At 68.8% G+C, this 14,695-nt stretch carries 13 protein-coding genes; 9 read left to right on the top strand and 4 right to left on the bottom strand.

Annotated features, from left to right (window positions below; genetic code table 11):
- Positions 1–11: 11 nt before the first annotated feature.
- Positions 12–1,121, top strand: a complete 1,110-nt coding sequence (locus BX283_RS03455; protein ID WP_101386183.1) for an NAD(P)/FAD-dependent oxidoreductase — start codon at positions 12–14, stop codon at positions 1,119–1,121.
- Positions 1,122–1,245: 124 nt separating this feature from the next.
- On the opposite strand, the gene BX283_RS03460 is transcribed toward BX283_RS03455, so the two are convergent.
- Complete coding sequence (locus tag BX283_RS03460; protein ID WP_180357031.1) at positions 1,246–2,130, bottom strand: tyrosine-protein phosphatase; 885 nt, start codon at positions 2,128–2,130, stop codon at positions 1,246–1,248.
- 509 nt (positions 2,131–2,639) lie between these two features.
- On the opposite strand from BX283_RS03460, the gene BX283_RS03465 reads away from it, so the two are divergent.
- Together BX283_RS03465 and BX283_RS03470 are read left to right on the top strand one after the other, a co-directional pair.
- Positions 2,640–3,593, top strand: a complete 954-nt coding sequence (locus tag BX283_RS03465) for a triacylglycerol lipase (RefSeq protein WP_101386185.1) — start codon at positions 2,640–2,642, stop codon at positions 3,591–3,593.
- Positions 3,594–3,981: 388 nt separating this feature from the next.
- Positions 3,982–4,560, top strand: coding sequence for an RICIN domain-containing protein (locus tag BX283_RS03470; protein WP_101386186.1), 579 nt, complete (start codon positions 3,982–3,984; stop codon positions 4,558–4,560).
- Between the two features lie 64 nt (positions 4,561–4,624).
- Here the strand turns inward: BX283_RS03470 and BX283_RS03475 are convergent, their stop codons facing one another.
- From BX283_RS03475 to BX283_RS03485, 3 genes are all read right to left on the bottom strand, one after another.
- Positions 4,625–5,098: an RICIN domain-containing protein gene (locus BX283_RS03475; RefSeq protein ID WP_143676369.1), complete on the bottom strand. Its 474-nt coding sequence runs from the start codon at positions 5,096–5,098 to the stop codon at positions 4,625–4,627.
- Positions 5,050–5,817: a trypsin-like serine protease gene (locus BX283_RS39975; protein ID WP_143676370.1), complete on the bottom strand. Its 768-nt coding sequence runs from the start codon at positions 5,815–5,817 to the stop codon at positions 5,050–5,052. The genes BX283_RS03475 and BX283_RS39975 overlap by 49 nt, the downstream gene beginning before the upstream one ends.
- Positions 5,818–5,976: 159 nt before the next feature.
- On the bottom strand, positions 5,977–7,818 hold the full coding sequence (locus BX283_RS03485) for a sugar-binding protein (protein ID WP_257581857.1): 1,842 nt from the start codon (positions 7,816–7,818) through the stop codon (positions 5,977–5,979).
- A 373-nt stretch (positions 7,819–8,191) separates the two neighbouring features.
- Between BX283_RS03485 and BX283_RS03490 the strand changes: the two genes are divergently transcribed.
- The 6 genes from BX283_RS03490 to BX283_RS03515 all read left to right on the top strand — a co-directional run bounded on the left by BX283_RS03490 (position 8,192) and on the right by BX283_RS03515 (position 14,378).
- Positions 8,192–8,599: an FKBP-type peptidyl-prolyl cis-trans isomerase gene (locus BX283_RS03490; protein ID WP_101386190.1), complete on the top strand. Its 408-nt coding sequence runs from the start codon at positions 8,192–8,194 to the stop codon at positions 8,597–8,599.
- 23 nt (positions 8,600–8,622) lie between these two features.
- Positions 8,623–10,500, top strand: coding sequence for a DUF4157 domain-containing protein (locus BX283_RS03495; protein ID WP_101386191.1), 1,878 nt, complete (start codon positions 8,623–8,625; stop codon positions 10,498–10,500).
- Between the two features lie 172 nt (positions 10,501–10,672).
- Complete coding sequence (locus tag BX283_RS03500; protein ID WP_101392104.1) at positions 10,673–11,278, top strand: DUF3995 domain-containing protein; 606 nt, start codon at positions 10,673–10,675, stop codon at positions 11,276–11,278.
- Positions 11,279–11,608: 330 nt separating this feature from the next.
- Positions 11,609–12,868, top strand: coding sequence for an SLC13 family permease (locus tag BX283_RS03505; RefSeq protein ID WP_101386192.1), 1,260 nt, complete (start codon positions 11,609–11,611; stop codon positions 12,866–12,868).
- A gap of 5 nt (positions 12,869–12,873) precedes the next feature.
- Positions 12,874–13,374, top strand: a complete 501-nt coding sequence (locus BX283_RS03510) for a universal stress protein (protein WP_101386193.1) — start codon at positions 12,874–12,876, stop codon at positions 13,372–13,374.
- Positions 13,375–13,700: 326 nt separating this feature from the next.
- On the top strand, positions 13,701–14,378 hold the full coding sequence (locus BX283_RS03515; protein WP_101386194.1) for a DUF4232 domain-containing protein: 678 nt from the start codon (positions 13,701–13,703) through the stop codon (positions 14,376–14,378).
- The last annotated feature ends 317 nt before the right edge of the window (positions 14,379–14,695 follow it).

Raw genomic sequence — 14,695 nt, forward strand, 5'->3', positions numbered from 1 at the left:
CGGGGGCAGCTATGACCATCGCCATCGTCGGAGCCGGCCTGGGCGGCCTGGCCCTGGCCCGGGTACTGCACGTGAACGCCATCGACGCGGTGGTGTACGAACGCGAGTCGTCGCGTGATGCGCGCGGTCAGGGCGGCATGCTCGACATCCACTCCGGGCAGCGGGCGCTGCGTGCGGCTGGTCTGATCGACCAGTTCCACGCGATCGCCCGTGGTGAGGGGCAGGACATGCGGCTCCTGGAGCCGGACGGCACCCTGCTGCTACAGGAGGACACTCCCGAGGACGCCCCGCTTGAGCGACCCGAAGTAGACCGTGCCGACCTGCGCAACCTGCTGCTGGACTCCCTTCCTGAGCACGCGGTGCGCTGGGGGCACGCGTTCGAGTCCGCCGACAACGGCGTGCTGCACTTCGCCGACGGCAGCAGTGCGACGTACGACCTGTTGGTCGGCGCCGACGGCGCGAACTCCCGAGTCCGTTCACTGCTCACCGACGCTCGACCGACGCACATCGGCCAGAACGTCGTCGAACTCGGCATACCCGATATCGACCGCACCCACCCCGACCTCGCGGCGATGGTCGGGCGCGGCAACTACTGGGTGCTCGGCGACGGGAAATCCCTGGCAGCACAGCGCAACGGCGACGGCCGCGTTCGCATCGGCCTCAGCTTCTACAACACCGCCGAGGACTGGTTCGCCACCAGCGGGATCACCTTCGACGATCCGGCCGCCGCCCGGGCGCGGCTGATCGAGGAACTCAGCGGCTGGGACTCGCGGTTCACCGCACTGATCGCAGCCTGCGACGACACGGTCCTGCCCCGGTCGATCAACACGCTCCCCGTTGGCCTGACCTGGCCGTCGACGCGGGGCGTCACGCTGATCGGCGATGCCGCGCACCTGATGCCGCCAGTGGGTGAAGGAGCCAACATGGCGCTGCTCGACGGCGCTCTGCTCGGCCTCGCGCTGGCCGCGCACCCGGACGACCATCCCGCCGCCGTCAAAGAATACGAAAGCGAGATGTTCGAACGCACCGGCGCTGCCGCCCGGATGTCCGCGGACCTGCAGGAACTGATGATGTCGCCGGATGCCGCCCAGAAAATGCTCGCGTTCTTCCAACCCGGCTGACGACAACCGCGTACGTACGCCCCGCTGTGTCCCGTCACCGTGAGCGAGCCCAACCTGTGACGGGACCGGCTACCACGCCCGTGGCCACGGTAGCCGTTCGCCAGCAGACGCTCGCTTCCGGGGATCAGCCGACGATGCGGGACCGCAGCTTGAACAAGGTGACCGCATCGAGCCCGAGCCCTTCCGTAAGGAAGGCGCCGAAGCTTCCGTAGTCGGCCACCGTCTGCGCCCTGAACGCCCCCAGGTAGCTGCTGCGCACCTGAAGCAAAGGGTCGAGCAGGTCCGGGTCCTGCATGAACCCCGCGGCCTTGAGCTGGCTCTTCAGTGCGGCGTCCGATGCCGCGCGGAGTTGATTGCTGAGGAGGTAGTCGCCCTCGGACGTGGAGGCCGGAACGCCGACCGCGCGCAGGATCGTGTCCGCGAGGATTCCGGTGCGGTCCTTCCCGGCGGAGCAGTGGAACATCAAGGGCTTGTTCGCGTTCGCCACGGTGCGGATCGCTGTCCCGAGCGCGGCCCGGTTCGCCGGGTTGGTGACGAAAGCACGGTAGAGCGCTTCCATCCTCGCTTCGGCCTTTCCTCCGCCGAGTTGCTGCTGCTGGTACACGGGGTCCTTGCTGCGCACCACCATGCCGATGAACGCGAACAGCGACGTGTCGTCGACCGGCTGGACGATGGAGGTCACACCAGTCGGAAGCCGGTCGACGCCGTCAGCCTGCACCTCGGGCCCGGTACGCAGGTCGATCACGCTGCCCAGCCCCAGGCCGGCGAGCGCGTTCACGCCCTCGGGCGGCAGCTTCGACAGGGTCTCCGAGCGGTACAGCACACCCCAGCGGGTGGTCTTGCCGTCGTACGTGCGGTAGCCGCCGACGTCCCGGGCGTTGACCGTGCCCGGTACCGCCAGCACCCGCGAGCTCGTGACCGTGCTGTCGGCGGGACGGACGTGGTGCGCGGCCGGGGATGCCTGCGCCGTACCGTATGCCAGGGGTATCACCAGGGCCAGGGTGAGCACAGACGTGCTGATGGCGCGTCTCATCGGTGCCACGAGAGGGCTCCTTCCATGGGGGAGCCGGGAACGTAGCGCGTGGATCTTGTGCCTGGAAGGCTCACGCATCAAACAACGGCCCCGCCGTGCGCCGTGACAACCCGTCAGTTCCGTAACGCACAGTTCCGGCTGTGCAGGCAGCGGCGTCAGATACCGGCCGAGGACCTCAAGACGCTAAATGTGATGGCTGGGTGTGACTGGTGTGATGATCCGATTGTTCGCGAGGCGTGAGTACGCGCCTGTGCTTCCCTCCCTTTAGAGCTTTTCGCCTCGATGTGCACGCCGAGGGCCGGAGGTCGCCCGGACACGCGGCCGACGGTCCGGGATCCTCCTCGGGCGTTGCCGGATCCGGGAGGTGACGGTGCGTCAACCGGTGGGGACGCCGGGGGAGGTCAGTCACCCGGGGTTCCCTCCTCGGTCGGCACTCATGGGAAATATCGCGCGTGGTCCGAGTTCCGCACTACTCAGGAGCCGTCTTGCACATACCTAGATACGTCACCGCCATCTGTGCCGCCGCCGCGGCGACGGTCTTGGCCACCTCCACGTCCGCGGCAGCGGAGACCGGCCCGGAGCAGGGCAATTTCCTTCCCGCCATGGTCTATTCGATCCTCCGTCTCGACATCGATCCGCCGGGCGCCAACGACTGGAACTGCCGTCCCAGCGCCGCCCACCCGCGTCCCGTCGTCCTGGTCCACGGCACCTACGAGAACCGCTACAACAACTGGTCCCGGATGTCCCCCGAGCTGAAGGCCCAGGGCTACTGCGTATACGCCCTCGACTTCGGCGACACCGACGACGCCGGGGTGGCTCTCGCTCCCACCGTCAAGGGCTACGGAGACATCAAGGACTCCTCCAAGGAGCTGGCCTCCTTCGTGGACAAGGTGATCGCCGCCAGCGGCTCCGGCCAGGTGGACCTCGTCGGCCACTCCCAGGGCGGGACCCTGTCCCGCTGGTACCTCAAGGCCGACGGAGGCGCGAACCCGGCCGATCCCTCGAAGAACAAGGTCAAGAAGGTCATCCAACTCGGCGCGACCAATCACGGCACCACCATGAGCGGTATCGAGACCCTCGCCGACAAGCTCCACATACTGAAGTCCGGGGAGAAGCCCCTCGGGAAGGCGGGCGTCCAGCAGTACGTGAAATCCGACTTCATCAAGGAGCTCAACGCCGACGGGGACACCGTTCCCGGGGTCGACTACACCGTGATCGCCACGAAGTACGACGAGATCACCACCCCCTGGCAGAGCACGTTCATGACGGCGGGCCCGGGAGCAACGGTGCAGAACATCACCTTGCAGGAAGGCTGTTTCGTCGACCTCTCCGCCCATCTGAGCATGTCGTACAGCCCGCGTGTGATCGGACTGGTCAAGCAGGCCCTGGACCCCTCAGCGCCGGCGGCTCCCTGCGTGCCGAGGGCGCCCGCCTTCTGATTCCGGCCCAAGGTCCGCCTGGGCCGATCTCGATCGCCAGTCGGCCGCCTGGGGCCAGCCGGTGGGGGTCAACCTGAGGGGTAGCCGCGACGGCGGCTACCCCGGCGGGTGGACGGAGGTGTACGCGGAGGTCCATTGAGGCAGGGACGCGGTCGGCAGCCAGGTGTCCCTGTCGCCACACCTCAACACCCACGCGCGTTCGGCAGCCGGTACCAGATGCCGATCCGTGCTCGCCGTGCTTCCCTGGAAGGGATTGCCGCGGCGCTATCGGTGGCCCTCTGTCACGGCTGGAGTCCGTCAGCCACAGTCGCAGAGCCCTGGAACGGGCCTGCTCGACGAGCCAACGTCTTTCTCACCTCTCTCGTAGAGTCACGAGAGGAGCATCACCATGCGCAAAAACACTCGGACTCGCCGTCTTTTGACGGCCTCGACAGCGCTTGTGGCCGCGGGCATCCTGTTCTGGCCCGATGCTGCGGTTGGCCATCCGGCCTCTCCCGATACCCCGGCAGGGATAACGGGAGATTTCCAGCTCGTCAACGCGGAGACCGGCAAGTGCGCGACAGTCGCGGGCGGTGTCTCCACCGACAACAATGTCAGACTCGTCCAGTTCAACTGCGACACGCACCCCTCACGCCACTGGTTCATCAGCAACAACAACGGCAATGGCAGGCAGTTCGTCAATGGACAGACCCGCAAGTGCGCGACAGTTGCAGGCGGCGTCTCCACGGAGAACAACGTTGAACTCGTCCAGTTCAACTGCGACACGCACCCGTCACGCCGCTGGTACGTCACCAATGGGAACGGCAGCTCATACCAGCTCGTGAACGCGCAGACCCGCAAGTGCATGACCGTCGCGGGAGGCGTCTCCACCGACAACAACGTCCCGCTCGTGCAATTCACCTGCGACACGGACCCCTCGCGCCGCTGGATCCTACGGCGCGTCTCGAGCACGCGCTTCGACGAGTGACGCACCGCTGACCCGCTTCCGCTGCGGCTGGACCACAGCGGAAGCGGGCGACCGCTTGTTTCCTCTACTGGAGCTTCCACTGCATGGAGTCGAGGCCGTCCGCGGTGGTGCAGGAGGGGCCGTCAACTGGCCCTCGCCCGTGGGGGCGTTCAGGCACAGGTCGCCCTGCTTGCTGCGGATGCTGTACCAGCCGGGGCGGTTGGGAGTGGCGCGGAACCGCCAGAGCTGGTTGTCGGACCCGGACCCGCTGCCGTTCACCCTGGTGCGACCGGGCGGTGTCGTTGGAGAAGTTGTAGTCCAGCACCCGGGCGTTGGCTCCGGTGAGACCGCTGCGCTCGGTGTAGCGGTTCTCGATGAGGAAGTAGCCGCCGCCCTGGTCCCACAGATGCCACTGCTGGTTCTCGGTTCCGGTGGAGTGGTAGCCGTAGATGGCAGTGCCGTTGGCGGTGCTGTACTGGTACAGGTCCGCCAGGTTGTTGTTCCAGTTGGTCAGGGTCGTGACCTTGTTGTGGGCAGGCTGGCCGTTGGTGCCCCGCATATTGCTGAAGACGGCGAGGGCGGCGTCGCGCCAGGCCGCGGCGCCGGGGTCGTTGCCGGCGCTCCCGGAGTAGTCGCCGATCTGGATGGGCCCGCTGTGGAGGGTGTCGCCGTTGAGGAGGGGCCGCCGCTCGCGCCGCCGGAAAGGTCGCTGTCGCCGGTGCAGGGGCCGCCGCTGCCCATGATCTGCGGCGGGTTGTCGCAACCCCAGTAGGGCTGCTTGACACGCATGTGGAACTGGTTGCTGCTGCCGGGTATGCCCGCGAACACGACCTGTCGCGGCAGCGAGCCGATGTTGAACTGGTAGCCGGAAGCACCGACGGCGTCCTGGACGTGGGTGCCGTTCTGGGTGTTGAGCGCCAGGAACGCCGTGTCGTCGGTCTGCGGGGCGGGGCCCGTGAGTCTCCCGACGACCCCGAGGCCACGGATGGTCCACTTGCCGTAGGGGGCGTGCTCGCCGTTGGCGTCCACGTAGTAGCCGGGGGTGAACTCGTACTCGGTCTGCGGATTGATGCGCCCCTGGTCGTCGTGGGGAATGCAGTGCCGTGCGGTGGCGACCATGTCCTTGTTGTTGCTGGTGATGACATTGCCGGTGCACGCGAAGATGTCCCACCAGCCGGGTTTCTCCTCGCTGGGCACGGCTATGCGGACGCGGCCGGTGGTGGCCCGCAGTCCAATCGACAGAAGCCAAACGAATGCCGCCCTCACCCGTGCCACCACGCCCTCTCCCTTGACCTGACACGCACACAACTGCTGGCAAGCGGGCGTGAGTCAGTGGGACACCGGCTCAGGTAGAAATACCTGACTGCTGGGACTTTCCGCACGGCTCCCGGTAGCGCCTGCCCGATCGCGGTGGGCGGTCTCGATACGAGCCGGTGATCAGCCCTCTTGCCGTGGTCGTCGCGGACCGCCCGCGAGAGGCACACCGGTGCGCCGGGCCTGCTCGACGGATGCCGTGGAGCGGCTGCTCCGGGCGGCGTCCTGCGGGATCCGCGCGGGCTGCACGGGTTGGTCGGGCGGCGGGACGTATCCGGGCAGGCTCAAGGTGCCCCAGACGTAGGGATCGGCCTGGGCGCTGCCGAACGGGGACCAGGCCAGACGCGTCTGCCCCGTCCGGTCCGCCGTATCGGAGTCATAGAGGAGGATGTTGACCGCCAGCCGTTCAGGATCGGCGGGGGCGGGCAGGGCATCGAGCGGAATCCTGACCTCGACCGCGTACCCCTTGTACGGATCGGTCACGGCGGAGGCGACGGCCAGGTCCGGGGCGGTGCGGCTCGCGGGTCCCTGGCGGTTGTCGGCGTCGCGTTCCGCGCAGGGTCCCCCGCCATCCTTGGTGAAGGGCAGGATGCCTGTCTTGAAAGTGGTCGAGGTGTCGTCGGAGCGGCCTTGCGGGTCGAGGGCGATCTCGACGGCGTCGGTGCGCCAGTGGCGTTTGCAGTCGGCCGCGGCGTCCAGCGCGTACCCCTTGATGTCGTCGGTGACCCGGACGAACACATACAGGTCATCGGCCCGGCGCGAGAAGCGGACGTCCGCCGCGCAGTCCTTCTCGTCGGCACATCGCTGGCCCTCCCAGTGGCTGAGCCGCAGCGCCGGACCGGGGTACTCCCCTGGTCCGGCGACACCATCCACGACCGGAGCCTCGGCCACGGAGGGCGCGCTGGCGGAGGGGTTGGCCGGATACGCGGGCTGGGCGTCGTTGGCGAGCCAAGGCATCCGCATCCGCTGGGCCCAGGCGCGGAAGTCGGCGTACAGCGGGCGCAGGCCCGGCTGTTCGCGTGTGGCGGGAGCCTGTGGTGTACGGCTGTCGGCCAGGACGGTGAACCACTCGCAGGGCAGCTTCGCCCGTGGGGTTTCGACCGTCGGCGGCAGGGCGGCGAAGCCCTGGGTGGCGTACTCGCGGGTGGCGTCCCGCTCGATCTGCGCCCAGGTCTTTCCCGCGTGTCTGCGCGCTGTCGTGCCGGTCCACACACCGATGACGGGGAGCCCGGTGTGCGGGTCCTTGGCCCGGTACTTGCTGCACTTCTCCCCCACGGGCCCCGGGAAACCGCCGTTCGTGGCGAGCAGTCGGGACGGTTTCCAGGCCGCGTACTTCTCCCGTGTGATCTGCCCGGGGAAGGCGGTGGGGTCGCCCGCGAGCCGGAACGCCTCGACAGCCAGCCGTGCCGCCTCCTGGTGTCCGCCGTGCTGGCGGAACGGGCGCGGATCCATGACCACCACTTCGCGCGGGGTGGTCGCCCGGATCAGCCGGACGAGCCGCGAGAGCGTGTCCGTCGCCGGCTGGGACGAGGGGTTCCAGACCGTGGCGGTCAGCGGAGCGGAGAGTGTGTACCAGAAATCCGGCTTGTCCAGATAGAAGACATTGCGGATGCCGGCCCGCCGTACGGCCTTGCGCTCCTCGCCCTCACGGATCAGGCCGAGAGCCGCCCCCTCTTCGGTACCGACCGCGTTCCCACCGCCCTCGCCCCGGGTGATCGTGACGACGCCGGTACTCAGGCCTCGCCGCTCCTGCCACTGGCCGAAGGTGGCCAAGGATGACGACTCGTCATCGGGGTGGGCTCCGACGAACAGGACATCGGTGTGCGCCGGATCCGTCCTCCCCAAGGAGCCGGTCGGCGCCGGAACTGCCCGTGCCGTCTCTGCCGCCAGGGGCAGCACGCTGACGACCATGCCGAGTGCCGTGCACCCCGCCCACAGCATCTGTCGGACCCCGCATCGCAGCAAGGCGGCTCTCCCTCCACGGGCAGTGTGCGACTCACCGGCAGTGTGCGACGAGCGGCGCCTGATGTCATCGGCGCACGCACGTCATCAGGCCAGCCTGCCAGTCAGGGGCTGCATCTGTGTCTCGCCTCGCCTCATCTCGCCTCATCTCGTCTCGTTCGGGCGATTGCTGCGTGACCCGTGCATGGAGGTCGGGTTCATCTGCTGCGCGAAAGATCACCAGGCGTGGGCGGGCGCTGGATGCGGTGCGCTCCGGGGAGCAGCATTCTCGGTAGCGTGGCCACCTGCTGCATGGGGTGTCCATGTGTGCCTGGTTGGTCCGTGTGTGCCTGGTCGGTTCGTGCGCGGGCTTTCGATGAAGCGTGATGAGGCTGCAATGAGTGAACTGACGAAGCCCGCGGTCGACGTTCCGGAGGGTGACGCTCCTACTGAGCTGACCATCCGGGACCTGGTCGTCGGGGAGGGGCCGGAGGTGAAGCCGGGCATGGTGGTCAAGGTCCACTACGTCGGGGTGACCTTCGAGTCCGGGAAGGAGTTCGATGCCTCCTGGGACCGGGGCGAGCCCTTCAAGTTCGCCCTGGGCAGTGGCAGGGTCATCAAGGGCTGGGACCGGGGGGTGAAGGGGATGAAGGTCGGCGGCCGGCGCGAGATCATCGTTCCCCCGCGTCTGGGCTACGGCAATCAGTCGCCCTCGCCGTTGATCCCGGCGGGTTCGACGCTGGTCTTCGTGGTGGATCTGGTCGACTCGTATTCCGGCACCACCGGGTGGAGCAGCGCCCAGTAACCCTGGCCGCTTCTGTACGGGCCATGGTGACGTGCTGGGCTGCCCGAAAGGCTGCCCCGGCGGCACTGTCCGCGCGTATATCCGGCGACTACAACGGTGAGGAAGGGAGCCGCGGCCGAACGCTGACCCCTCACCGCAGTGCTGCCGGTGCTGCCGATCGGCTGCGATTCGGGCGATCAGGATCGGGACATGCCATGCGCGCGCACGATGAAGACCACGGAGAGAGGACCGGGAGCAAGGCACGGCCTTCGCGCTCGGCGGTGTCCGTGCCCGGGAGTGCGGCACGCGTCCCCAGGAGCGCCTCCGAGGTCACAGCACTGAGTGGCCAGGTGGGCAACCGTGTCGTCGCGCGCCTGTTGAAGGAGGAGCGGCACACCCACGGTGCCGGCTGCGGTCACGACGCCGTCGAGGACGGTGCCGCGAAGGCGCAGAGCGCTCTGATCGCCGAGGCGATCAGGTCGGAGAGCAGCCAGATCCCCGATCCGCTGCGCGGCAGCGCCGAGTCCTTCTTCGGCACCGACTTCTCCCGTGGTCGCCTCCATGACGGTCCGGTTGCCCAGCGCGCCATCGAGGCCATGGGCGCCCGGGCCCTCACCATCGACAACCATGTCTTCCTCCCCCCGCCCGGGGCCCGGGACATGGCGCTCATCGGGCACGAGTTCAGTCACCTCAACAAGAATCTCAACGGCGAACCCGAGACGGGCACCGACAACGGCGCCGGGCTCAAGGTCACCGACCCCAACCAGCCCTCCGAGCGGACAGCGGACACGGAGGGCGACGCCTTCGCCGCGGATGTGGCCACGGCCCCCTCGGTCACCGCGCAGCGCTCGGTGGCAGCGGACTCCGGCGCCGAGCCGGTACGGGCCGAGCTCGTGCAGCGCGCCGCGCGACCGGAGAGCGATGCCATGGACGTCGACCACTTCGGGTCCGACGAGGATCTGGACGAAGCGATGACGGATGCGTTCGACCGCCAGGACGCGGTCGATTCGGCAGAGCTGGACCGCCTCAAGAAACTGGGCCAGGTGGGACGGCATCGGGAGTTCCTCCGGCTGTTGCGCGGCCATTTCTCCGCGTCCGGCGGCAAGTGGAAGATCGAGAAATCCACACCCGAGGGCGACTTCGAGGCGGCGACAAGAGAAAGAGGCAAGGCGAAGGCGCACGGTTACGAGGACCAGCCACAGGTCCGACGGCTGCGGTGGATCTCGACCGTCATCAAGGAGTATCTGACGACCGTGAAGCTCCCGCCGATCGAAGTGCAGGCGGCGATCGACGATTCGGGTCGGCTCGTCGTCGCGGCCAATGACAAGAGCGCCAATGAACACCTGGCCGAGCTGGCCGCGAACGGCGGAGCCACGGATTCCCTGGGGCACATGCTCGGCAACGCCGACCGCCCCCAGGCGCGGGCGGGCAGCGCGATGGACGAAAGGGCCAGGATCGACCGGGTCAACCGGCACTTCGACCAGGCGTCGGACATGCACAGCGGCGCGGCGCCGGTGCCCGCTGCTCTGCGGACCGCTCTCGCCCAGGGCATGGTGGTCGCCGCCGGAGGCGAGTCGGGGCAGCACGCGGAGCTTCGTATCCTCGCGAGCAACAACGGCAAGACGCCGCCGTATCTGGGCGGAACCAAGAGGCCGTGTGCCACCTGCTTCGCCACCCTCTACCCCCATGGCTCGCCCAAGGGCGGCGACGGGAAGGAGCTCGTGCGTCCGGGAAGGTTCTATTCCAGGGAGGACGCCAACCGGACGGTCCCGGGATACAAGGACAGCACCACGGTGTCTCCCAAGGACCGGGCGCAGCAGGTGTTCGCCTGGATCGACAAGTCCGTCGCTCAGACCTATGACTCCTTTGCGCGCAACAATGCGCTCCTTCGGGGACAGGGCTCGGATTCGGATACGGACTGACCTGCGAGAAGCGGCCAGCGACACCGCGCGCCGAAGTCGCCACCGGTGACGACAGGAGGGACTTCTCTCGACGCACACAGCGTCGAGAGGTAGCCCACGTGGGGGAGGCGGATCCTCCATGCGGACGACGTACGGTCGTCGCGGCGCGGACCATGATCGAGTCATGTCAGTCATGCATTCCCTGGACGACACCGTGCCTCCCGTGCGGCATCGGACAGTCCGCCTCCGCCTGAGCAACTGGCCTGGATACGCCGCGGCGGCATGGGGGGTCCTGTTCGCGGTACCCAGTTTCGTCTGGGCGACGGGCAATGCCTTCGGCGCGCAGTCGACGGTGGCGCCGTCGTTGGTGAAGCTCGCTCGCGACGGCGTGCCGTGGTTCGTGGCCGTCCTGTTGGTGACCGGCTTCCTGAAGCTCTTCGGGGCACTGATCGGCCTCGGCCTGACGCGACCGCGGGGCTCGCGGATCGGTCGGCTCATGGTGTTCTGCGGCGGCGGCGCGGCGACCCTGCTCACGTGGCATGGCGGCCTCTTCGTCATCCACGGTGTGCTGGTCAAGGCTGGGGTTGTCTCTGTTGAGCCAGATCTGGCTGGGCTGACCGGTTGGTACCTCTACCTGTGGGGCCCGTGGTTCATCATCGGTGGGCTGACCTTCGCATGGGCCACCGCGCTGCATGTCCGCCAAAGCGACGATCGGTGCAAGCTGCGACTCCACGGCGCCGTGGGTGCGCTCGGAGCCCTGGTCCTGTCCTTGGCCTCGACGGTTACCGGGATCGGTTGAGAACTATCCCGTAACCGCTGGTCACGGGTTTGATGCACTTGGTGCAGCTGGTGTGACCACAGCGTTGGCGCCGCCCTGGACACCCCCATCCCAGGTCTGAGTCCACGTCAGTACGGCAAGCTCGTCACCCGCATTGCGACGCGAGGGCGGGGACTCCGGACCCGATCCGGATCAGGTACGCGCACTGCTCGACCGCCCGCCCACCAGGAACGCGCCGCCCGGCTCGCCTCACTCGAGCCGGTCTGTAAGCTGATCTTCTCCGAGAAGGCCGAGTGATCTTGCTGCCGCCGCACCGGACGAAAGGGCCGGTCGGCCGGAGAGGACAAGGCGGTGAGTACTGCGCTGGCGGAGGCTCTGTCCGCCGTTCTCCTTGTGGCCGTACTGGCATGCGCGGTGATGCGCCCGTTCGGCTGGCCGGAGGCGGTCGTCGCCGTCCCGGCCGCCGGTGTCGTCATCGCCACCGGGGCGATTTCGCTTGACCACGCCGCTGACGAGGCCGCCCGGCTGGGGCCGGTGATCGGGTTTCTGGCAGCCGTGCTCATCCTGGCCCAGCTGTGCGACGACGAGGGGCTGTTCCACGCCTGTGGTGCGTGGATGGCCCGCACCGCGGCGGGACGGCCGCGCCGCTTGCTGGCGCAGGTGTTCGCCCTCGCCTCGGTGATCACCGCGGTGCTCAGCCTGGACGCCACCATCGTGCTGCTGACCCCCGTGGTGTTCGCCACCACCGCCCGGCTGGGCGCCCGGTCCAGGCCACACGTGTACGCATGCACCCACCTGTCGAACACCGCGTCGCTGCTGCTGCCGGTCTCCAACCTGACCAACCTGCTGGCGTTCGCGGCCAGCGGGCTGAGCTTCACCCGGTTCGCCGCCCTGATGACACTGCCCTGGCTGGCGGCCATCGGCGCCGAGTACGTCGTCTTTCGCCGGTTCTTCGCCACCGATCTGGACGCCGGCGCCACGGCCCCGGCCACCACCCAGCCACCCGAGGTGCCGGTGTTCGCCCTGGCCACGGTGGCGTGCACCCTCGCCGGCTTCGTGGTCACCTCCGCATTCGACATCAACCCCGCCTGGGCCGCCGGGGCGGGCGCCGCCGTCCTCGCGGTCCGCGCGCTGGCCCAGCGCCGCACCACCCCCACCGCCGTCCTGCGCGCCGGCGCGCTGCCGTTCCTCGCCTTCGTCCTGGCGCTGGGCATCGTGGTGCGCGCAGTCGTCGACAACGGACTCGACACCGCCCTGGGCAAGCTGATCCCCGATGGGACGGGCCTTGCCGCGCTGCTGGGCATCGCCGTGCTGGCCGCGGTGCTGGCCAACGTGATCAACAACCTGCCCGCGGTGCTGGTGCTGCTGCCGCTGACCACCGCGGCCGGGCCCGGCGCCGTCCTCGCGGTGCTCCTCGGAGTGAACATCGGCCCCAACCTCACCTACGCCGGTTCGCTGGCCACCCTGCTGTGGCGGCGCATCGTGCACGCCCACGACGCCGAGGTGGAGCTGAAAGAGTTCACCAGGCTCGGCCTGTACGCCGTACCCGCAAGCCTGGGCGCCGCGGTACTGGCACTGTGGGTCTCACTGACCGCGATCGGAGGAGGCTGAACCCCATGGCCGTGGTGGTCTGGATCGTCGAGGGCACCTGGCCCGCCTGCGTGGACGCCGCCCGCACCCATACCCCCGAGGGCACGGACATCGTCCTGCTCCATGTCACCCCGGCCGACATCCCCGGCGCGGCGCACGGCGCCTTCGCGGGCCTGCTCGGCCGCGGCCACCGCGAACGCGACCCCGGCACAAGGCTGGAGCACCTGGCCACCGCCTCCGCCGACCAGTTCCTCGCCGACGCCGCTCAACGTCTGGGCCGCCCATGCACCAGACAGGAGCACACCGGCCGAGTCGAGCGGGAAGTCGTCGCCGCCTCCGCCGACGCCGACCTGCTCATCCTCGCCCGCGACGGCGACCGCGCCCACCTCGGACCCCGCAGCCTCAGCCCCGCCAGCCGCTTCATCGTCGACCACGCCCCCTGCCCCGTCCTGCTGGTATGGCCCGAAACCGCACCCGGCATCGCCACGATCCCGCCCCCACCACCGCCGCCTCCGCACCACCGGTAGCGCCGATTCCGCCCACGCGAGGTATCCACAACCCCCGCAGCGCGGCCCAGGGAGCGCAGGCGTGCGGAGGCAGCCCTCACTCGGCTTCGGCGGTGATGCGGTCGCTGAAGGCGACCGGCGGTGGCGAGCAAGTTCACCTCGGAGGACAGGGCCCGAGTGGCCGAACTCGGGCCAGACCGACGGCCGTACGGCGACACCTTGGCGAGCCAAGCGGCAGACCCTTACGCCTGTGACAGAACGAGGACATCGTCGAGGACCGCCTGTGACTCGGTGCGAGATACAAATACTTTCGACCATACGCACCGCGTCACTTCAGGGGGAACACCGTGAACTACACCCGCAGCACCGCTCTCATAGCCCTCGGCGTCGCCGCCACCCTCTCGCTCACCGCCTGCGGCAGCGACGACTCCGCGAAGGACTCGTCCTCCAAGGGCTCCTCGTCCGCGTCTCCTTCGTCCGCGAACGGTGGCTCGGAGTCGGAGAGCGGCTCCAGCTCCCAAGGCTCGCAGACCGGTGCCGCGAAGCCGGGCTTAGGCGAGGACACCGCGTCGCGCCCCGGCGCACCGAAGACCGGCGGCAAGGCGACAACCGGCGGCAAGGTCTCGTTCTGCAAGACGGCGAACCTGGCCATCAGCGCCAGCAACGCCGCGCCCGACAAGACCTCCGGCAGGATCGACATCACCATGGTCAACCGGGGCTCGACCACCTGCTCCGCGACGGGCTTCGCGGGCGTCGACATCAAGGACGCCGACCACACCTCGAACCCCATCCAGCGCGGCCACGCCCAGCCGCGTATCACCACCCTCAAGCCCGGCGAGGCCGCTGTCTTCAACCTCGCCTACGACATCGACACCACCGGCCACAGCCTCGCGTCCCCGACCGACATCCTGGTGACGCCGCCGAACGAGACCCACACCGTGAGCCTGAAGTGGCCCACGCGCGCGGGAAAGATCAAGGGCGCCTACACCGACGTCGAGGTCTACCCCACCCACACGACCGAGTAGGGGTGGTGACCGCCGCTTTGCTGCTACGAGTCGTGGGGGCCAGTGCGGGCGACGTGAGCCGGCCGACCACGACTGTGGCCTGTTGACTCCTTTCGGCGCAGGTTCGGGGGCGCCATGCTCGTTGATCTGTGAACGGTATGCAGCGGACTCACCTCAGGATCTCCGCGTGGGCCGTGGCCGAAAGACCACGGGTGGAGAACTGACGAGGACGGAACACCGGGCCGGCGTCCGTTCATGCTTGGGGCAGGAGCGGGCGGTGGGCCATGGCGGCCTGCCGCGTCCAGTCGGCCCGAGGGGGGCCGCCGGGGCAGGGTCGC

This window comes from Streptomyces sp. TLI_146 (assembly GCF_002846415.1).
Taxonomy (GTDB): Bacteria; Actinomycetota; Actinomycetes; order Streptomycetales; family Streptomycetaceae; genus Streptomyces.

Coding starts and splice junctions, on each gene's coding strand:
- BX283_RS03455 (WP_101386183.1), top strand. CDS start 12: ATGACCATCGCCATCGTCGGAGCCGGCCTGGGCGGCCTGGCCCTGGCC.
- BX283_RS03470 (WP_101386186.1), top strand. CDS start 3,982: ATGCGCAAAAACACTCGGACTCGCCGTCTTTTGACGGCCTCGACAGCG.
- BX283_RS03475 (WP_143676369.1), bottom strand. CDS start 5,098: ATGCGGGGCACCAACGGCCAGCCTGCCCACAACAAGGTCACGACCCTG.
- BX283_RS03490 (WP_101386190.1), top strand. CDS start 8,192: ATGAGTGAACTGACGAAGCCCGCGGTCGACGTTCCGGAGGGTGACGCT.
- BX283_RS03495 (WP_101386191.1), top strand. CDS start 8,623: ATGGTGACGTGCTGGGCTGCCCGAAAGGCTGCCCCGGCGGCACTGTCC.
- BX283_RS03500 (WP_101392104.1), top strand. CDS start 10,673: ATGCATTCCCTGGACGACACCGTGCCTCCCGTGCGGCATCGGACAGTC.
- BX283_RS03510 (WP_101386193.1), top strand. CDS start 12,874: ATGGCCGTGGTGGTCTGGATCGTCGAGGGCACCTGGCCCGCCTGCGTG.